This window comes from Serinicoccus sp. CNJ-927 (assembly GCF_001942435.1).
GTDB lineage: Bacteria > Actinomycetota > Actinomycetes > Actinomycetales > Dermatophilaceae > Ornithinicoccus > Ornithinicoccus marinus.
In genome coordinates this window covers 59686-78596 of record NZ_MKKF01000022.1, presented here as the reverse complement: position 1 = coordinate 78596, position 18911 = coordinate 59686, and the positions used below count along the sequence as shown (strand labels likewise).

At 71.6% G+C, this 18911-nt stretch carries 20 protein-coding genes; 16 read left to right on the top strand and 4 right to left on the bottom strand.

From position 1 onward, the window contains the following. The 10 genes from BJF86_RS07865 (at position 1) to BJF86_RS07825 (ending at position 9961) form a co-directional block, all read left to right on the top strand. Positions 1–1344, top strand: coding sequence for a sensor histidine kinase (locus BJF86_RS07865; RefSeq protein ID WP_083652803.1), 1344 nt, complete (start codon positions 1–3; stop codon positions 1342–1344). Positions 1345–1355: 11 nt separating this feature from the next. Continuing rightward, a complete protein-coding gene (locus tag BJF86_RS07860; RefSeq protein WP_237141346.1) occupies positions 1356–2006 on the top strand; it encodes a response regulator transcription factor in 651 nt (216 codons plus the stop codon). 176 nt (positions 2007–2182) lie between these two features. Next, complete coding sequence (locus tag BJF86_RS07855; protein ID WP_075817933.1) at positions 2183–2884, top strand: 4-hydroxy-tetrahydrodipicolinate reductase; 702 nt, start codon at positions 2183–2185, stop codon at positions 2882–2884. Then, positions 2881–3024 carry a hypothetical protein gene (locus BJF86_RS18320; protein ID WP_202817326.1) on the top strand — a complete coding sequence of 48 codons (144 nt, stop codon included), beginning with the start codon at positions 2881–2883 and terminating at the stop codon, positions 3022–3024. The genes BJF86_RS07855 and BJF86_RS18320 overlap by 4 nt, the downstream gene beginning before the upstream one ends. Then, on the top strand, positions 3021–3902 hold the full coding sequence (gene dapA, locus BJF86_RS07850) for a 4-hydroxy-tetrahydrodipicolinate synthase (protein WP_075817931.1): 882 nt from the start codon (positions 3021–3023) through the stop codon (positions 3900–3902). Before BJF86_RS18320 ends, dapA begins: the two co-directional genes overlap by 4 nt. Before the next feature lie 23 nt (positions 3903–3925). Then, positions 3926–4744, top strand: a complete 819-nt coding sequence (locus tag BJF86_RS07845) for a 2,3,4,5-tetrahydropyridine-2,6-dicarboxylate N-succinyltransferase (RefSeq protein WP_083652882.1) — start codon at positions 3926–3928, stop codon at positions 4742–4744. Then, the gene (locus BJF86_RS07840; RefSeq protein WP_143553744.1) at positions 4741–5907 is read left to right on the top strand and encodes a pyridoxal phosphate-dependent aminotransferase; all 1167 of its coding nucleotides are present in this window, start codon (positions 4741–4743) and stop codon (positions 5905–5907) included. Before BJF86_RS07845 ends, BJF86_RS07840 begins: the two co-directional genes overlap by 4 nt. Then, positions 5904–7106: a hypothetical protein gene (locus BJF86_RS07835; protein ID WP_075817927.1), complete on the top strand. Its 1203-nt coding sequence runs from the start codon at positions 5904–5906 to the stop codon at positions 7104–7106. Before BJF86_RS07840 ends, BJF86_RS07835 begins: the two co-directional genes overlap by 4 nt. 229 nt (positions 7107–7335) lie before the next feature. Continuing rightward, the gene (locus BJF86_RS07830) at positions 7336–7944 is read left to right on the top strand and encodes a winged helix family transcriptional regulator (protein WP_237768129.1); all 609 of its coding nucleotides are present in this window, start codon (positions 7336–7338) and stop codon (positions 7942–7944) included. A gap of 160 nt (positions 7945–8104) precedes the next feature. Further along, positions 8105–9961 (top strand): cell wall-binding repeat-containing protein, encoded by a 1857-nt coding sequence (locus BJF86_RS07825; protein ID WP_075817922.1) that lies wholly within the window; start codon positions 8105–8107, stop codon positions 9959–9961. Between the two features lie 57 nt (positions 9962–10018). Here the strand turns inward: BJF86_RS07825 and BJF86_RS07820 are convergent, their stop codons facing one another. Both BJF86_RS07820 and BJF86_RS07815 read right to left on the bottom strand, forming a co-directional pair. Then, positions 10019–10888 carry a hypothetical protein gene (locus BJF86_RS07820; protein ID WP_143553743.1) on the bottom strand — a complete coding sequence of 290 codons (870 nt, stop codon included), beginning with the start codon at positions 10886–10888 and terminating at the stop codon, positions 10019–10021. A 15-nt stretch (positions 10889–10903) separates the two neighbouring features. After that, positions 10904–11827 carry an NADP-dependent oxidoreductase gene (locus BJF86_RS07815; RefSeq protein ID WP_075817918.1) on the bottom strand — a complete coding sequence of 308 codons (924 nt, stop codon included), beginning with the start codon at positions 11825–11827 and terminating at the stop codon, positions 10904–10906. A 164-nt stretch (positions 11828–11991) separates the two neighbouring features. Between BJF86_RS07815 and BJF86_RS07810 the strand changes: the two genes are divergently transcribed. The 3 genes from BJF86_RS07810 to leuE are packed head-to-tail and all read left to right on the top strand — an operon-like array spanning position 11992 to position 13351. Further along, positions 11992–12255, top strand: coding sequence for a hypothetical protein (locus BJF86_RS07810; RefSeq protein ID WP_066640628.1), 264 nt, complete (start codon positions 11992–11994; stop codon positions 12253–12255). Further along, positions 12252–12644 carry a type II toxin-antitoxin system VapC family toxin gene (locus BJF86_RS07805; RefSeq protein ID WP_075817916.1) on the top strand — a complete coding sequence of 131 codons (393 nt, stop codon included), beginning with the start codon at positions 12252–12254 and terminating at the stop codon, positions 12642–12644. Before BJF86_RS07810 ends, BJF86_RS07805 begins: the two co-directional genes overlap by 4 nt. Positions 12645–12700: 56 nt before the next feature. Further along, positions 12701–13351 (top strand): leucine efflux protein LeuE, encoded by a 651-nt coding sequence (gene leuE, locus BJF86_RS07800; RefSeq protein ID WP_075817914.1) that lies wholly within the window; start codon positions 12701–12703, stop codon positions 13349–13351. Between the two features lie 21 nt (positions 13352–13372). Here the strand turns inward: leuE and BJF86_RS07795 are convergent, their stop codons facing one another. Together BJF86_RS07795 and BJF86_RS07790 are read right to left on the bottom strand one after the other, a co-directional pair. After that, the gene (locus BJF86_RS07795; protein WP_083652797.1) at positions 13373–14659 is read right to left on the bottom strand and encodes a cation:proton antiporter; all 1287 of its coding nucleotides are present in this window, start codon (positions 14657–14659) and stop codon (positions 13373–13375) included. A gap of 10 nt (positions 14660–14669) precedes the next feature. Continuing rightward, entirely contained in the window at positions 14670–15164 is a 495-nt protein-coding gene (locus BJF86_RS07790) for an Lrp/AsnC family transcriptional regulator (RefSeq protein ID WP_075817912.1), read from the bottom strand. 102 nt (positions 15165–15266) lie between these two features. Between BJF86_RS07790 and pdhA the strand changes: the two genes are divergently transcribed. Genes pdhA through BJF86_RS07775 form a run of 3 tightly spaced genes read left to right on the top strand, consistent with a single transcriptional unit; the run spans position 15267 to position 18879 of the window. Further along, positions 15267–16406, top strand: a complete 1140-nt coding sequence (pdhA, locus tag BJF86_RS07785) for a pyruvate dehydrogenase (acetyl-transferring) E1 component subunit alpha (RefSeq protein WP_143553741.1) — start codon at positions 15267–15269, stop codon at positions 16404–16406. Further along, positions 16403–17428 (top strand): alpha-ketoacid dehydrogenase subunit beta, encoded by a 1026-nt coding sequence (locus BJF86_RS07780; protein ID WP_075813054.1) that lies wholly within the window; start codon positions 16403–16405, stop codon positions 17426–17428. Before pdhA ends, BJF86_RS07780 begins: the two co-directional genes overlap by 4 nt. Further along, positions 17425–18879: a dihydrolipoamide acetyltransferase family protein gene (locus tag BJF86_RS07775; RefSeq protein WP_075817910.1), complete on the top strand. Its 1455-nt coding sequence runs from the start codon at positions 17425–17427 to the stop codon at positions 18877–18879. Before BJF86_RS07780 ends, BJF86_RS07775 begins: the two co-directional genes overlap by 4 nt. Positions 18880–18911 lie beyond the last annotated feature (32 nt).

Sequence of the window (18911 nt, the reverse complement as noted above, 5' to 3'; positions counted from 1 at the left end):
ATGACGTCCGACACCATGGAAGGAGTGGTCGTGACCGGCGCTGCTCCTGAGGAACAGCTGAGACGCACGCGGCAGCGTTGGCAGCGAGTGGGACGCGCCGCCAACATCACCGCCGTCCTCACCGCCGGCGTGCTCGACCTGGCCACGACGGGAGTGATCTTCGGATCCCTCAAGACCTTCGGCGGCGCAGAGATCTCCGGCTTGGTCAACCTGCCTGCTGTGGTCATCATGGTGGCGCTGTTGTTCGTCAGGACACGCTTCCCGATGCCCGTCCTCGTGGCGACCACGGTCATCTCCCTCGTCATCATGTCGATCTTCACCACGGCGCAACCTCTCTTCTGCGTCCTGGTCGCCCTGCACGCAGCGTCGCGACGGGGCAGCCTGCGCCGTTCACTGCTCGCCCTCGGGATCGCCCTGACCACGGTTCCCATGGTGGTGCTCGCGGTGCACAGGTCCTACGACGACCCCACGCCGCTCGACTGGATCTTCCCCGGCGTGTTCTTCACCGTCGTCGTGATGACCGCTTGGGGGGTCGCGACCCGTGACCGACTCTCGCACGAGCGCAACCGGGACCTGCAGGGCGAGATCGACGTCCGGGCCGAGGAGGCCGCGCACGCCGAGCGGCACCGCATCGCCCGCGAGCTGCACGACATCGTCGCCCACTCGGTCAGCGCCATGATGATGCAGGCCGCCGGTGCCCGCGCCATGAGCCAGTCCGTCGCCAAGGACGCACCGGACGACGCACGGCTCGACACGGTCCAGCGCGCGCTCGGCACCATCGAGTCGACCGGGGCGCAGAGCATGCGCGAGCTGCACCGGCTGCTCGGCGCGCTGCGCGAGGACCAGATCCACGGCCACCAGCCCAGCAGCCTCGACCTCGACCCCGAGCACTCGCCCAGCGCCCAGCCTGGGCTGGACGACATCGACGCCCTGGTGGAGGTGCCGCGCAGCAGCGGCCTCATCGTCGAGGTCCACCGCTCGGGGCACGCGCAGACGGTCGACCCGTCGGTGGGCGCGGCGGCATACCGGGTGGTGCAGGAGTCGCTGACCAACGCGCTCAAGCACGCCGGGCGCGGAGCGCTCGTGGACGTCTACCTCGCCTGGCAGGACACCGAGCTGCAGGTGCAGGTCCGCTCCCGCGCCAGCCACGGGATGCGGCCCGCCACGCCCAACGGCGGCACCGGGCTGCGTGGCCTGCGCGAGCGGGTGGGGCTCGTCGGGGGGAGCTTCGAGGCGGGATGGTCCGGCGAGGAGTTCATCAACACCGCCGTCCTGCCGGTGCGGCCGCCCACGAGCGGAGGCCCGGCCGAGCGTCGGGCACCCGGCACGGCAGGGCGGGAGTGAGCATCACGGTCGTGATCGCCGACGACCAGCAGGAGGTCCGCGAGGGTCTGGAGATGCTGCTGGGCGTGCACGGCGACATCGAGGTGGTCGGTCTCGCCGCGGACGGCGACGAGGCGGTCGCGCTGACCGAGCAGACCTCGCCCGACGTCGTCGTCATGGACATCCGGATGCCGGGGACGGACGGCATCGAGGCCACCCGCCGGATCGTGCAGGAGTGTCCGGAGCAGGGGGCCGTCACGACTGTCCTCATGCTCACGACCTTCGACCACGACGACGCGCTCTACGGCGCGCTGCGGGCCGGGGCGTCGGGCTACATGCTCAAGGACGCCGCCCCCAGCCGGCTCCCCGACGCGATCCGGCAGGTCGCCGCGGGTGAGTCCTGGATCGACCCGAGCGTGGCGGGCAAGGTCATCGAGACCCTGCGCGACACGGCGCCGCGGGATGCCCAGGGGCTGCCGGACCTCGACCTGCTCTCCCCGCGCGAGCTCGAGGTGCTGAAGCTCATGGGCGACGCGCCCTCCAACACCGACCTCGCCCGGCAGCTCTATGTCTCCGAGGCGACGATCAAGACCCACATCTCCCGGCTGCTCATGAAGACCGGCAGCTCCGAGCGCGCCCAGCTCGTCGCCCTGGCCTACAAGACCGGCCTCGTGCAGCCCTGACCCTTCTCTGAGGGCCGCGCGGCGTACCAACTTTGCGCGGCGCGGCGGGAGGACGGCGAGCGCGCCTGGAGCCCAGAAGGACATCTTGCGGCGAAGTGGCGTCTTGACAGGAAAGGTGCCCTGACCTGCGAAAACGCCGTTTGCGAGGCCTCCGTGAGCGCCGACATACTCGTCCGGTGCCCACCCGCATCGGACTCTTCGGCACCGGACGCCTCGGCTCGGCGATCCGGCGGCTCGCCGATTCCCGGGACGACGTCGACGTCGTCTGGGCGGTGGGGAGCAGCGACCCCGAGGAGCGGGAGGCGGTGGACGTCGCGATCGACGTCAGCACCGGCACGGCCGTCTCCGCGCACCTCGCGTGGGCGCAGCGCAGCGGCACCGACCTCGTGGTCGGCGCGACCGGCTTCGACCCCGCGCTGCTCGACACCGAGCTGGGCGTGCGCGTGCTCGTCGCACCGAACTTCTCCCTCGGTGTCGCCCTCGCCCGCCGTGTGAGCAGACTGCTCGGCGGGTATGCCGCCGCGCACCGCGCTGCGGGCATACCGGTCGACCTCGCCGTCACCGAGACCCATCACCGACACAAGGTCGACGCACCCAGCGGGACCGCGCTCTCCCTGCGCGACGCGCTGGCCGACGCGGCCGGTGCCGGCGCAGCGGACGTCCAGACCGCCAGCCTGCGACTCGGGGAGGTCGTGGGCGAGCACGAGGTCACCCTCGCCTCCCCCACCGAGACGATCACGCTGCGGCACACCGCGCACGACCGCGACCTCTTCGCCGCCGGCGCCCTCACCGCCGCACTCTGGCTCACCGACCGGCCCGGACCGGGCCTGTTCACCCTCGACGACCTCGCCGAGGACCACCTGAAGGAGACAGCATGAGCAGCAGCCTCACCGCAGCACCGTTCACCGGTCTCGGCGTCGCCCTGGCGACGCCGTTCACGACCGGGAACGACGCCGTGGGCGGCTCGCGAAGCCCGCTGTCGACCACGACGCCTTCGGCCGCCTCGTCGAGCACGTGATCGCCGACGGGCGGGGGATCGACTGGTTGGTCGTCCTCGGCTCCACCGGCGAGGCCGCCACGATCACCGACGTCGAGCGGCACGCGCTGGTGCGCCAGGCCGTCGAGCTGGCCCGCCGCGACGACCGCCGCATCCCGGTCGTCGTAGGGGTCGGGCACAACGACACCGAGCGCACCTGCGAGCTCGCCGGGCAAGCTGCGGCCGGCGGGGCCGACGCCCTGCTCGTCGTCACGCCGTTCTACAACAAGCCCCAGGTCAGTGGCCTGGTGGCGCACTACCGCGCCGTCGCCGACGCGGCGCCTGGGCTGCCGATCATCGCCTACAACGTGCCCGGGCGCACCGGCTGCAACATCACTCCCGAGGCGCTGCGGGCGATCTGGGAGATCGACCAGGTCGTCGCGATTAAGGAGAGCTCGGGCGACCTGCGCCAGGTCGCCCGGATGTGCCAGGAGGCGCCGCAGGGCCGTGCAGTGCTCGCCGGGGACGACGACCTCGCGCTGGCCGGCATCGCCGTCGGCGCGCAGGGGCTGGTCTCGGTGTGCGCCAACGTGGTGCCGACCGAGACCCGGCGCCTCGTGCACGCCGCGATGGCCGGTGATCTGCCCCTCGCTCGCGAGAGCGCTGCGCTGCTGGCGCCGACGATGGCAGCGATGTTCGCCGAGACCAACCCGGTGCCGGTCAAGGCCGCGCTGGCGTGCCTCGGCCTGGCCACCGCACAGGTACGACTACCGCTCTCCCCCGCCGAGCCGGACACCTGGTCGCAGGTCCAGACCGCCCTCGCCGACCTGCAGACCTCCCGCCGCAGCGGGTCGGCGTCGATCGGACGGCTGCCGGAGCGAGTCGCCGTGCCGCACGACACCTCGGCGCTGGCGTCGTGAGCACCGTCGGCACCATGGAGTCCATGACTCAGCAGGACACGACCGACGGCACCTCGCTGCGCCAGGTCTTCGCCGAGGGCAGCGACATCGACCCGACAGTGCAGCACGTGGAGGAGCTGCTCACCGGGCTGGAGGACGGCTCGATCCGGGCCGCCCGCCGCGCCCAGGACGGCACCTGGGCTGCGCACGGCTGGGTCAAGCGGGGCATCCTCGCCGCCTTCCGGCTCAGCGAGACCGTCGAGCTCGACTGGCCGGGCGGCAGCGTCGACAAGTCGCTCGTGCCGGCGCGCCGGATCACGGCGGGCGACGGCATACGCCTCGTGCCGGGCGGCACCTTCGTCCGCCGCGGCGCGCACCTCGCTCCCGGGGTCGTCGTCATGCCGCCGAGCTACGTCAACGTCGGCGGGTATGTCGGCGCCGGCTCGATGGTCGACAGCCACGTGCTCGTCGGGTCGTGCGCGCAGGTCGGCGAGCGGGTGCACCTCTCCACGGCCGTGCAGCTGGGTGGCGTGCTGGAGCCGGTCGGTGCCCGCCCGGTCGTCGTCGAGGACGACGTCTTCGTCGGGGCGCAGTGCGGGCTCTACGAGGGCGTGGTCGTGCGTCGCGGTGCCGTGCTGGCACCGGGCGTCACGCTGACCTCGGGGACGACGATCTACGACCTGGTCGAGCAGCGCGAGCTGCGCGGCGAGGTGCCCGAGCGCGCCGTCGTCGTCCCCGGCTCCCGCCCGGCGCGCGGCGACTACGCCGACGTCCTCGGGCTCTCGCTCTACGCCCCGGTGATCGTGAAGTACCGCGACGCCGCGACCGACGCCGCCACGGCGCTCGAGGAGTCGCTGCGGTGAGGACGGCCTCGCGGGTGGCGGGCCAGGGCCTGTCACCCATCCGACGCATGGCGCTCGGAGCCCCGCCGGACGCGATCAACCTCGGGCTCGGCGAGCCCGGGTGGCCGCTGCCGATCGGACAGGCCGTGCGTCCGGACGAGGGCTCGGTCGACCTGTCCTACGGGCCCAACACCTCCGACCCGGCTCTGGTGGCGGCGATCGCCGGCTACGCCCAGGCCCGCGGTGCGGACACGGTCGGTCTGGACGGGGTCATGGTCACCGCCGGCAGCCAGGCGGCGCTCTTCGCGCTCTTCCAGGCGTATGCCGAACCCGGATCGGCCGTGCTCGTGCCCGACCCCGGCTTCGTCGTCTACCCCACCCTCGCCCGGCTGTGCGGCGCGACGCCCGTCGGCTACCCCCTCCGCCCGGACGGCGACCTCGACGCCGAGGCGCTGCTCGCGGTGCTGGGCGAGCACGGGCATACCTCCCTGGTGGTGCTCAACCACCCCGCCAACCCGACCGGTGGGCTGGCCTCCGCCGACGCGCTCGAGCGGGTCGCCGAGGCGTGCGCGGAGCGGGATGTCCTGCTCGTCAGCGACGAGGTGTATGCCGAGCTCTGGGTCGACGGGCCACCCGCCTCGCTGCGCGACGTCACGGACACGGGCGTGGTGCTGGGGTCGATGAGCAAGGCCTTCGGCGCGCCCGGGCTGCGGATCGGGTGGGCCACCGGCGACCCCGAGGTGCTCGCGCCCGCCCGACTGGTGCACAACGCAATGACCACGGCCCCGTCGCGGCTCTCCCAGCGCGCGACGCTCGCGCTGCTCGGGGCCGCGGACGAGGTGCTGCCCGCGGCGCGCGAGCAGCTCCGCCTGCGCTGGGACGCGGTCGAGCGACTGGCCGCCAGCGAAAAGGGACATCGGTTTCTGGGCGACGGGCCCCAGAAAGCTCGGTTCAGAAATGCGGCGCGCGCGGGGATCTACCTCTGGATCCCGCTCCCGGAGGGCATCGACCCCGACGGCACCGAGGCCTTCGCGCTGCGACTACGCGACGAGGGCGGCGTGACCACGATCCCCGGCACGGCCTTCGGCGCGCGGGGCTCGGGCTTCCTGCGGGTGAGCCTCGGCGGGCCGGTGGAGGATCTCGAGGAAGGACTGCGGCGCCTGGCGCCCTGGTGGAAGGCATGATCTTGACCGCTGCGACGACCGACCTGTTCGCCTTCGACGAGGCGAGGCTGGACGAGCTCACGACCCGGCACGGCACGCCGTTCTTCGCCTACGACCTGGCCGCGGCGCGGGAGCGCTTCACCCGGCTGCGGGCCGCGCTCCCGGCCCGGGTGCGGCTCGCGTATGCCGTGAAGTCCAACCCGGGGCTGCCCCTCCTGGAGACGTTCGCCGAGCAGGGCGCGTGGTTCGACTGCGCGAGTGCGGGCGAGGTCTCGACCGCGCTGGCGGCCGGCGCGACGGGACAGGGCATGGTCTTCGCCGGACCGGCCAAGACCGAGCGCGACCTGCAGGCGGCGCTGTTTGCCGGTGCCCGGATCCAGGTGGACGGGATCGAGGACGTGGCGCGGCTGCACGACCTGCACACCGGGGACCACCCGCTGCCCGTCAACGTCCGCATCAACCCTGCCGCGGGTGTGTCGGAGGTCGCGACCATCATCGGCGGTGGAGGCCCGAGCGCCTTCGGCGTCGACGAGGAGGTGATGGAGGACTTCGTGACGGAGGCGGCCCGCTACGACCGTGTCGAGATCAGGGGACTGCAGGTCTTCGCCGCGAGCAACGAGCTGGACGCGGGCAGGTTGCTGGCCAACCACCGCACCGCGCTGCGGATCGGGCAGCGGCTGCGGCAGCTGGTGGGTCGCGAGCTGGATCTGATCGACATCGGCGGCGGGCTCGGCATCCGGTATGCCCTCACCGAGCCGACGCTCGACGTCCGCGCCCTGGGTGCCGGGCTGGGTCGGATCCTGGCCGAGCACGACTGGTTCACCGGTGAGCTGCTGCTGGAGCCGGGGCGATGGCTGTCCGGCCCGACGGGGGTCTACGCCGCGAGGGTGGTGCGGCCGAAGGTCTCCCGCGGTGAGCGCTTCGTCATGCTGGAGGGCGGGATCAACCACCTGCTCCGGCCGCTGCTGACCGGGCAGTCCTTCCCGACGCTCGCCGTGCGACCGGGTCAGGGGGTGCTGACCGGCGACCGCTCGACCGCCACGCTGGCCGGGCCGCTGTGCACGTCCTTGGACCGCGTGGGGACCGGCGACCTCCCCACCGACCTCCGCCCCGGTGACGTCGTGGTCTTCGGACAGACCGGTGCGTATGCCTACACCCAGGCGATGAGCCACTTCCTGTCGCACGCGCTGCCCGAGCAGCACTGGCTCGACGAGATCTGAGTGATCCGAGACCGCCGGGGGGGGGACCGGCCGACCGAGCTGCACCTGGTGCCCGTCGCAAGGCTCGGAAGAAACACCCTTGACTTTTCTGTGAATTGCGCAAAGAATCAGTCAACTAAAGATGCTGTTCGTGAGCAGCGGGACATCACCTGGGGGTTAGCCCTTGGCTGCGTGCTTCTGGATCATCCCGGTCGGCGCCTCGCCAGACGAGGTCGCCACCGCCATACGCGTGTGCGAGGAGTCCCGCCTCCCGTGCGAGGTCACCCCGGTCGGAGCCATCCGCACCCGCCTCGCGACAGATGCTCCTGGCGCAGCCGTGCTGCACGGTGGGACCCCGACTCGGCTCCTCATCGACGCCCAACGCTGGCTGGCGGACGCCAACGTCCCCACGCTGATCCTCCTGGCACAGCTCACCGAAGAGCTCGAGACCATCCTGCTCGACCGAGGTACCAACGACGTCTTGGCACTGCCCGTGTCGAACCGACGTCTGGGCGGCCGGCTACGCTCGTTGGCCCGCCAGGCGGCGCCCCCGGACGATCTCCCGGACGAGATTCAGGTCGACGGCAACATCACGCTGTCCCCGGGCAGCCGCACGGTCTATGTCGGGCAAAGCCCCCTCGCCCTCACCAAGTCGGAGTTCGACCTGCTGCTCACCGTGGCGCTGCGCCGGGGCTCGGTCGTCAGCAGCCAGGAACTTGCCTGGGCGTTGGGCCAAGACACGTTCAGCACACGTGCTCTGCAGACGCATGCCAGCCGAATACGGAGGAAGTTGCGCTCCGCCGGCGCCCCTGACGTCCTCACCTCGGTGCGCGGGATCGGCTATCGCTTAAACGAGTGAGCGCTCATCCGAGGAGTTGGTCTTTCTTGCGTTTTTCTTTCTGCGTAGGAAAGCGTCGGTCAGTTTTGGCCCAACAAGCGGGCTTTCGAGGCCCGCGCCGAAAGGGACACTGCTATGTTCAGCGCTCCCCGCCCAGCTCAGTCCCCCCGGAGCAACTTTCGTGATTCGCTACATCGTGGCGTGCCTCGGCATCGCCCTGCTGTCCCTGGCCACCTTGTCCCCCTTGCCGACGGCTGCCGCTGAGGCCACGTCCTCATCCCCCCAGGTCGAGCGCATCAGCGGAAGCGACGAGTTCGCCGTCGCCGCCGCAGCGGCCAAGAACTTCCCCTCCGGCCAGCCAGTCGCCTTCGTCGTCAGCGTCGATGCCCACCCCGACGCGATGGTCGCCGCCACGCGGGCAGCCGGCATCAACGCCCCCGTCCTGCTCGTCAACACCCGTTCGGTACCCGCCGCCACACGTGAGGCCCTCACCCGGCTCTCTCCCCAGCGCATCGTGGTGGTCGGAGGTGATGGGGTCGTCTCTGACGGCGTCCTCACCGACTTGCGCGGATACGCTTCCACCGGCTCTGTACAGCGGGTGTCCGGCCTCAACCGCTACGTCACCGCCGCCGAGCTCGCCCAGAAGTTCGACCGCGGCACCAGGCGCGTGTACCTGGCCGGCGGTCACGGATACGCCGACGCCATGACCGGAGCCGCACTCGCCGGCTATCAGGGCAGCCCCATGGCCCTGACGCCCAAGGACCGCCTGCACCCGGCCACCGCCTCGGCTCTGCGGCACCTGCGGCCACAAGAGATCGTCATCCTCGGAGGAAGCGGCGTCGTCTCCTCCGCCGTGGCGAAGAAACTGTCTGCTTATGCCACCACGGGCAAGGTGACGCGGATCGCGGGCGTCGACCGCTACGCGACCGCCGCCAAGATCGCCGACAAGTTCCCTGCCAGCTCATCGCACGCTTACGTCGCACTCGGCACGTCCTACTCCGAGGCGCTCTCGGCGGCGGCAGCAGCAGGCAAGGCACATGCTCCCCTGCTGCTCCTGCGGTCATCCTCGGTCCCGAAGGCGACCCACACCTCACTGGGACGCAAGGCTCTCGATACCATCCACGCCGTGGGCACCCGCGCCAGCATCCCGGACGCGGTCATCAGAGAGTTGATGGGCGGAACGACTCCGCCGTCGCCCCCTCCAACCGACGAGCCTCTCCTCGGCGGATACCTCGGTGGCCCGATGGAGCGGCCCGACGAGCGGTTTCGGGAAAGCTTCGGCGCCTGGCCGGACCTGGCTTCCACCTACTACCAGGCCCAGGGCCGTGGTGGCGGCAAGATCAACCGCGCCTATGAGCAGGCGCGGATCGACCGTGGCACGATCCCGGTGATCACAGTGACTCCGGTCAACGGTCCGTACTCCATGAAGGAGATCGGGTCGGGCGCGGCGGATGGCTGGATCGACTACTGGGCCAGGGAGCTCGGCAATCTGCGAGGCGAGGTCTGGTTCACCCTCGACCACGAGTTCGAGGTCAAGCTCAACCAGGGCAAGTACCCGTCGTCCACAACGCCCCTGGACTACGCGCGTGCCTTCAACCGGTTCCAGGCGCGGGTCAAGGCCAAGGCACCGAACGTCAAGTTCCTCTACTGGTACGGCCATCACGACCGGGAGAAGATCGACGCGGTCGGCTCGAGGATCGATAGGCCGGACGTCATCGCGCTCGACCCCTACGTCTTCGACCACCACAGTGGCCGCACCACCTTCGAGCAGATGGCCCAGCCCAAACTTGACTGGCTTCGTAGCCGCAGCTGGTACGACGGACAGCCGATCATCCTGGGTGAGTTCGCCAAGGACACCGGGCACGGCGAGCAGAACGTGGAGGACTTCCTCACCAAGCTTCGACCCCGAATGGAAGCGCTGGGACTGAGCGGTGCGCTCTACTTCTCACGCAACAAGTCCGGTGACATCCTCGCCGACCTGACTACATCAGCTTTCCCTGACGCGCGCCGGGCGTTCGGCGCCTCAGTGCGCAACTGATGATCGAGGGCAGGAGGTCGCCGTCCGAGAACGACATGGGAATCCGCCAAACCCCTCTCAGGGAGCCGCCCTCACAGTCAGCACCGGATCGGCCACCACACCGTTGAACTGGTCGGTGGCCGAGGCGATGAGCTCTCCATCGGCGCGCACCTTGCCGCCTAGGGAGAGCGGGAGGCCCGCGTCGAAGGAGATGTCTCCGATCGAGCCAGTTGCGGTGGCTGCTCCTGCGGTTTTCAGGCTCTCCAGACTCTCGATCCGGACATCGACGACGTCGCCGTTCCGGGAGCATCGGGCTCGGTACCACGTGTCGGGTCGCACAGAGCTGGAGATGCGTGCCTCCACCACGCCCTCGGACCCTGCCACCCGGCAGCCCACACGTCCCCCGTCGACGTCGATCTTGAACTGGCCCGGATCAGAGGCGAGACCGCGCTGGATCAGGTTGTTGCCGCCATCCACCTCGGTGCCCTGGGACTCGGCATCGAGGCGGAAATCGGTGCCGAACTCGAAGTCCTGAACCCCCACGTCCAGGGGGCCATGCGGCCCCGAGGAGGCCAGCTGCAGCGCGGCACGCGGAGGCGCAGCCGCTCCTGAGTACGCCGGGAGACGGAGCGCCAAACCCCCGTCCACCCCGCGCTCGACACGTATCTGCCCACCGTCACGACGGGCGACCTGCGCGACTACCTGTGCGTGCCCGACGTTAACACCGAGCAGCGGGGAACCTGGCTGACCAATGATGTCGAGCCGTACCAGGTTGGTGCCGGGCGGAGGAGCGGCGGGGGATGTCGTCGTCGCATCGGCCTCAGTGGTGGCGGCGGAACCTGAGGACGACCCCCGTGTCGATCCGAACTGATCGGCTCCGGGATCGGGCGAGCACGAAACCAGCACGACCGCGGACACGGCGATCGCGAGGCTGGTCGCGCTCCTCATCCGACATCCTCCCGGTCAGATCGTCACGACGATCTTGCCGCCGGGGCTGCCCTGCTCGGAGAGACGGTGCGCCTCGGCGATGTCAGCCAGGTCGAAGGTGCGCGCCACGTTGACCCGCAGCGAGCCGGCCGCCACGAGCTCGGCGAGCGCCTCCAGGTGCTCCCGCTCGGGGCGGACGAAGACATACCGTCCGCCGAGGCCGAGCACGGTCTGGGCGTCGATGACGGAGGCCACGCGGCTCGGGTCCTTCACCTGAGCGGGCGCATCCGCCAGCGCGTCCCCACCGACGAGGTCGAGGACGGCGTCGACGGGCTCGGCGAGCTGCTCGCTGATCGGCCCGGCGTGGTGGTCGAGGACCTGGGCGGCGCCGAGACCGCGGACCAGGTCGTGGTGCGCGGGCGAGGCGGTGCCGATCACCTCGGCGCCGAGCGCGGCCGCGATTTGCACCGCGAGATGGCCGACGCCACCGGAGGCCGCGTGCACGAGCACCCGGACGCCGGCCTGGACCTGCAGCGCCTCGGTCAGCACCTGGTATGCCGTGAGTCCGGCCAGCGGCATCGCGGCGGCCTCCTCGAAGGACAGGCCCTCCGGCATACGCGACACCGTGCGCTCCGGGGCGGGGACGAGCTCGGCGGCCGTGCCGTGGGAGACGTCGTCACGGCGGACGTAGCCCCAGACCCGGTCGCCGACCTGCAGCCCGGTGCGGACGGCGGGGCCGACCGCCTCGACCACCCCGGCGACGTCCCAGCCGGGGACGATCGGCAGGTGGTGCGGGTAGGCACCCTGCAGGTGGCCCTGCCGGATTTTACAGTCGACCGGGTTGACGCTGGTCGCGCGGGCCCGCACGAGGACGGTGTCGGGGCCGACCGGCGGGTCGGGCAGCTCACCGACGCTGAGGACCTCGGGGCCGCCGTAGGTGTCGTAGCTGGCTGCGCGCATGACCATCTCCTCCGTGAGGTGTGGGGGTCGAGGTGCCCGAATCGGGCCTGGTCAGGTCAACGTCCGAGGAGCCGGTCTATTCCTCGTGCCGCCGGGCCTGCGCCTTGGGCCTACGAGCCTCGCCAGCAGGTGACCCACTTATTGGACAGTGGTACACTCTACGCATGCCGACGACGCGCCCACGACACCAGGTCACCGAGACCCCCGAGGTCGCGCGGGCGCTCGACCTCGCCGCCCGTCGCTGGCCCGACGAGCCGCGCTCCCGACTCCTCGTCCGGCTGGTGACGGCAGGCGGCCTGACCCTCGCCGAGGGCCACGACGAGGAGACAGGGCGACGGCTCGCGGCGATCGGTGACACGGCGGGGAAGTACGCCGATGCCTTCGCCGACGGTTACCTGAGCGACCTGCGCGACGACTGGCCGGCATGATCACGCTCGACGCCAGCCTGGTGATCGCCCATCTCGAGCCCAGCGAGCAGCACCACCCCGCCGCCTCCACCTTTCTCCGGGACCACGCCCACGAGCCCTTCCTCATGCATTCCCTGACCGTGACCGAGGTGCTGGCGGGTGCCGTGGCGACGGGTCGCGGTCAGGAGCTGCTCGATGACCTGCGCGCGATCGGTGTGCAGGTCGCGGACCGGGACGACGGCGAGCCGCTGCGGCTCGCGACACTGCGCTCGACGACAGGGCTGAAGCTGCCGGACTGCTGCGCCCTGGACACCGCGCTGCAGTCCGGGTCGATGCTCGGCACTCTGGACCTGCGTCTGGCGTCCGTGGCCCGGGCTCGGCACCTCAGGGTGGGGCCGCTTCCTGGTTAGGCCACCTGCCCGAACAGAGACTTCCCCGTGGAGCCACCCCCGCCTACCCTGGTCCTGTGCTCCTGGGGATCCCTGACTACGGGACGTTCTTCGTCGCCGCGCTGCTCATCGTCCTGCTGCCCGGGCCGAACTCGATGTTCGTGCTGTCCGAGGCGGCTCGTCGTGGCATCGGTCGAGGCTGGTCGGCCGCGGCCGGTGTCTTCGTGGGCGACTCGGTGCTCATGGGGCTCACGTTCCTCGGCGCCGCCTCGCTGCTGCAGGGCAACCCCGTGGTCTTCAGCGTCGTGAAGTACCTCGGCGCGGCCTACCTCGCCTGGATCGGCTTCCGCCTGGTGCGGGCCGGCATCGCCGCCTTCGGCCAGCAGCAGCCCGCGACGGCGGAGGAGACGGTGGCCCCAACCCGGCGCGGCGGCTCCTTCCTCACGGCGCTGGTGCTGAGCCTGCTCAACCCCAAGGCCATCCTGTTCTTCGTCGCCTTCTTCGTGCAATTCCTCCGCCCGGACTCGGCACGGCCACTGCTCGACTTCCTCGTGCTCGCGATGACGATGCAGGTGCTGAGCATGATCTACCTCGGCCTGCTCATCGTGGGTGGCACCGCGCTCGCCCGCGGTTTCAGCCGGCACCGCCGCACCTCGGGCGGCCTGACCGGGCTCGTCGGCGCGGTCTTCGTCGGCTTCGGCGTCAAGCTCGCCGCCGCCTCGCTCTGAGCGCCACGCTGAGAGCACGTCTCAGCGGGAGCGGTGCTCCGCCCGCTGCAGGCGCAGCGGCAGCAGGCTGATGCTCCGGTGCTCCGGCCGGTCCTTGGGCGCCTGGCTCACCCGGTCCCCGTAGCGCCGGCTGATCCAGGCCGCGCTGAGCCCGTGGAGGTAGACGCTGAGGAGGATGGTCCACCCGGCGATCACGAAGATCTCCTCCGACATGGGCAGGCCCGCCGTCGTCACCACGAGGACGGCGTAGACGATCGACGCCAGCCCCCGAGGCCCGGCCCAACCGACGTAGAGCACGGTCGGCGCGCTCACCCCGCTGCCCAGCAGCGCCACCGTCGTCGCCAGCATCCGCACGACCAGCAGGCTGGCCAGCGCGTAGATCAGGTGGCCCGGGTCGAGGTCGGCGACGAGGTCACTGGCGATCGCGCCACCGAAGAGCAGGAAGGTGAGCAACGTCAACAGCTGGCCCTCGGACTGCGCGAAGGTGGTGGTGTGCTCCAGCACAGGGCGGGGCGTCGCCCCGAGGACCGCGCCGGCCACGAAGGCGGAGACGAAGCCGTTGCCGCCCATCAGCTCGGCCGCTGCGTAGGAGCAGCCGGCCACCGCCACCACCCCGAGCCGCAGTGACGGTGCGGTCGTCCACGACCGCTCGTGCGCCCAGCCCAGGAGCCGCCCGCCCAGCCAGCCGGTCAGCCCGCCGACGAGCACACCCAGGCCGACGATCTGCGCGAGCAGGACGACATACCCCGCCGCGGTGTCGGTCTGCGCCAGGGCGACGTCGATGAGGATCACGACGAAGGGGACCACCAAACCGTCGTTGAGCCCGCTCTCGACGTTGAGCGTCTGGCGGATGCGCTGGGGCACCGAGGGGCTCTCCACGAAGGACTGGCCGAGCGCGGCGTCGGTGGGTGCCAGCGTGGCGGCGAGGAGGGCCAGCGCGATGAGGGGCATCGAGGGCAGCAGCAGCCACCCCACCCCGGTGCCGATGAGCACCGCCGCCGGCAGCCCGATCAGCAGCAGCCGCAGCGCCAGACTGTGCTCGCGGACCACGGTCCGCAGATCGAGCCGGGAGGCGTCGGTGAAGAGCACCAGGACCAGCGTCGCCTCCGCCAGGACGCTCACCACCTCGTCCTCCACGTCGAGCCGCACGACATCCAGCACAGTCGGGCCGAGCAGGAGTCCGGCGGTAGTGAAGAGCATCGGCATCGTGACCGGGGTGCCCGCGAGCCGCCCGGCCAGCACGCTGAAAGCGAGGACGGCGAGGGCCACCACCAGGACGATCGACACCATGCCGCTCAGCGCTCCCACTCCATGCCGTTCAGCGCTCCCACTCCTCGAAGATCAGCCAGGTCCGGGTGGCGCGGACCCCCGGCACCCCCTGGATCCGGCCGAGGACGACGTCGCGCAGCTCGTGGTTGTCGCGTGCCCGCACCTCCACGAGCATGTCGAACTCCGCGCCCACGAGCGCCACCCGCTCCACCCCCGGCAGCGCCTCGAGGGCGTCGAGCACCTCCCGCCAGCTCCCCTGCTCGATCGAGACCGACACGTAGGCCGCGGTCGCCAGGCCGAGCTTGTCCGGGTCGACCTGCGCGGCATATCCGGTGATCACCTGGTCGCGATGCAGCCGCTGGAGGCGTGAGTATGCCGTCGCCCGGCTGATGTGGACCCGCTCGGCGAGCGCGCGCACCGACAGCCGTCCGTCCCGGCGCAGCTCGGCGACGATCGCGCGGTCCGTGTCGTCGAGCGCCGGCGCCACCTGTCCGGCAGGCGGCGCCGCGGCCGGTGACTGATCGGACGATCGGTCCTCAGGCATACGTCGATCCTGCCAGATGTCCGCAATCTGCGGCAGGAGTGGTCCGCCTGTGCGAGCGCGCGGGACGATATCGGTCAGACGTCTAGCCGTGAGGACTCGATGATGAGCGACATCACCCACCTGCTGCCTTGCCCCGAGCCGGTGCAGCTGATCGCCGCCGACGGCACCGCCGTGGAGCCGAGCGAGCAGGCCCGCGAGCGCGGCTACGCGATGCCGGAGGCCGAGGACCTGCTCGCCGTCTGGCGCGCGATGGTCATCGGCCGCCGCTTCGACGCCCAGGCGACCGCGCTGACCAAGCAGGGCCGGCTCGCGGTCTACCCCAGCTCCCGCGGCCAGGACGCCTGCCAGGTCGCGCCCATCCTGGCGCTCGGCGAGCAGGACTGGCTCTTCCCTACCTACCGCGACTCGATGGCGCTGGTCACCCACGGCATCGACCCGGTCCAGGTGCTGACGCTGCTGCGCGGTGACTGGCACTGCGGCTACGACCCGCAGGCCACCCGCACCGCCCCGCAGTGCACCCCGCTGGCCACCCAGGCGGTCCACGCCGCCGGGGCCGCCCACGGCCTGGCCCGCCGCGGCACCGACGCGCTCGCGCTGTGCCTCATCGGGGACGGCGCGACCAGCGAGGGCGACTTCCACGAGGGTCTCAACTTCGCCGCCGTCTTCGAGGCGCCGACGGTCTTCCTCGTCCAGAACAACAAGTACGCCATCTCCGTCCCGCTCGCCAAGCAGACCAAGGCCCCCGCCCTGGCCTACAAGGGCGTCGGCTACGGCGTGCGCAGCGAGCAGGTCGACGGCAACGACCCGGCCGCGGTGCTCGCCGTCATGCGGGAGGCGTATGCCCACGCCCGCGCCGGCCACGGTCCGGTCCTCGTCGAGGCGCACACCTACCGCATGGAGGCGCACACCAACGCCGACGACGCGACCCGCTACCGCACCAAGGACGAGGTCGACGGGTGGACCGGGCAGGACCCGATCGTCCGGCTCCAGGCATACCTCGTCGAGCAGGGGCACCTCGACGACGCCCGGATCGAGGAGGTGCGCGCCGAGGCCGAGGAGCTCGCGGCCGACCTGCGCACCCGCATGAACGCCGAGCCGACCGTGGAGCCGCTCGAGCTCTTCGACCACGTGTATGCCGAGCCCACGCCGCAGCTGCGCGAGCAGCGCGAGATGGTCCGCACCGAGCTCGCGGGCACCGCCACGGCGGCGCACGGGAGCACCCAGACGGAGGACGCGAGATGAGCCCGACCACCTACGCCAAGGCGCTCAACGCCGCGCTGCGCGACGCGCTGACCGAGGACCCGGACGTGCTCGTCATGGGCGAGGACGTCGGCGCCCTCGGCGGCGTCTTCCGCATCACCGACGGCCTCACCCGGGACTTCGGCGAGGACCGCTGCGTCGACACCCCGCTGGCCGAGGCCGGGATCGCCGGCTTCGCCGTCGGGCTCGCCATGCAGGGCTTCCGGCCGGTGGTCGAGATGCAGTTCGACGCCTTCGGCTACCCCGCCTTCGAGCAGGTCACCTCGCACATCGCCAAGATGCGCAACCGGACCCGCGGCGCGCTGCCGATGCCGCTGGTCATCCGGATCCCGTATGCCGGGGGCATCGGCGGCGTCGAGCACCACTGCGACTCCTCCGAGGGCTACTACGTCCACACCCCGGGGCTGCACGTCGTCACCCCCGCGACGCCGGCCGACGCCTACTCGCTGCTGCGCGAGTCCATCGCCTCCGACGACCCGGTCGTCTTCATGGAGCCGAAGAGCCAGTACTACACCAAGGCCGACCTCGAGCTGCCCACGAGCACCGAGCCGATCGGACAGGCCGCGGTGCGCCGTGAAGGGTCCGACGTCACGCTCGTGACCTACGGCCCGCAGCTCGCGACCGCGCTCAAGGCGGCCGAGGTCGCCGCGGCCGAGGAGGACTGGGACGTCGAGGTGATCGACCTGCGCACGCTGGTGCCCTTCGACGACGCCACCGTGGAGGCCTCGGTGCGCCGGACCGGGCGGGCCGTCGTGCTCGCCGAGGCGCAGGGCTTCGCCGGGATGGGCGCTGAGATCGCCGCCCGGGTGCAGGAGCGCTGCTTCCACAGCCTCGCCGCGCCGGTGCTGCGGGTCAGCGGGCTGGACATCCCCTACCCGCCGCCCAAGCTGGAGCACACCCACCTGCCCGGGGTCGACCGCATCCTCGACACCATCGCCCGGCTGCAGTGGGACGACGAGCCCGACCACACGCATACCCCGCACGAGCACGAGGTGTCGGCATGACGCAGGTCTTCCGGCTGCCCGACCTGGGCGAGGGGCTCACCGAGGCCGAGATCGTCGAGTGGCACGTCAGCGCTGGTGACGAGGTCGTCGTTGACCAGGAGGTCGTGACGGTCGAGACCGCCAAGGCCGCGGTGTCGGTGCCCTGCCCGTATGCCGGCACCGTCGCCCAGGTGCACGCCGAGGCCGGGCAGGTGCTGCCCGTCGGCGAGCCGCTCATCACCATCGGCGCTGAGGTGGCCGCCGGTGACGGCGCTGGTGCCGACATCAACACTGCTGCGGGCGCCCGCTCGCGGGCCGACGGCGAGGCCGGCCCGCAGGGAGCCGGCAGTGAGCAGTACCGCGAGGAGGAGCGTGCCGGGGCCGAGCTGCCCGAGGACGAGCCCGAGCGGCCGCTCATCGGCTACGGCGCGGGCGAGAGCCCGGCCCGCCGCGCCCGCACCGGCGGCCGACGCCGCCGCGCCGCGGCGACCCGACCGGTCACCCCGTCCGTCCGCGACACCACCTCCCGACCGGACACTCCTGCTGCCCGCCCGGACCACCCGGCCGCCGTCCGCGTCATCTCCCCGCTGGTGCGCCGGCTGGCCGCGGATCGGGGCGTCGACATCGCCGAGGTGCCGCCCGGACCGACCGGCGTGATCCGCAAGGCCGACCTCACGGCATACCTCGAGCGGACCGACGGGGTGTCCGGTCGCCAGGACGACCTGACCGACGGGGTGTCGGGTCGCGGTGGACAGCAGACAGCAGGGGTGCCCGGTCGCGAGGAGCGGCGCATCCCGATCCAGGGGGTGCAGCGCCTCATGGTCGAGCGGCTCTCGACCTCGCGCCGCGAGATCCCGGACGCCACGACCTGGGTGGACGTCGACGCCACCCGGCTCATGAAGGCCAAGGACGCGCTGAAGGCGGCCCGCCCCGACGCGGGCATCGGCGTGCTCCCCCTGCTGGCCCGGATCACCGTGGCCGGGCTGCGGGCCTACCCCGCCCTCAACTCCTCGGTCGACACCGAGGCCGGCGAGATCGTCCACCACGGCGCGGTCAACCTGGGCTTCGCGGCGCAGAGCCCACGCGGCCTGGTGGTGCCCGTCGTCCACGGCGCCGACGCCCTGACGACGACCGAGCTGGCCGCCGCGCTGCGTGAGCTGACGGTCCGCGCCCGGGACGGCAAGCTGTCCCCCGCGCAGCTGACGGGAGGCACGTTCACGCTCAACAACTACGGCGTCTTCGGGGTGGACGGCTCGACGCCGATCATCAACCACCCCGAGGCCGCGATGCTCGGCGTGGGCCGGATCGTGGACAAGCCGTGGGCGCACCGGGGCAAGGTCAAGGTCCGCAAGGTGACCCAGCTGTCCTTCACCTTCGACCACCGCGTATGCGACGGCGGCACGGCGGGCGGCTTCCTGCGCTTCGTCGCCGACTGCGTGGAGCAGCCCGCAGCCCTGCTCGCCGACCTCTGAGCCACGCCCGGGAGCCCGGCCTCGGGCCAGAC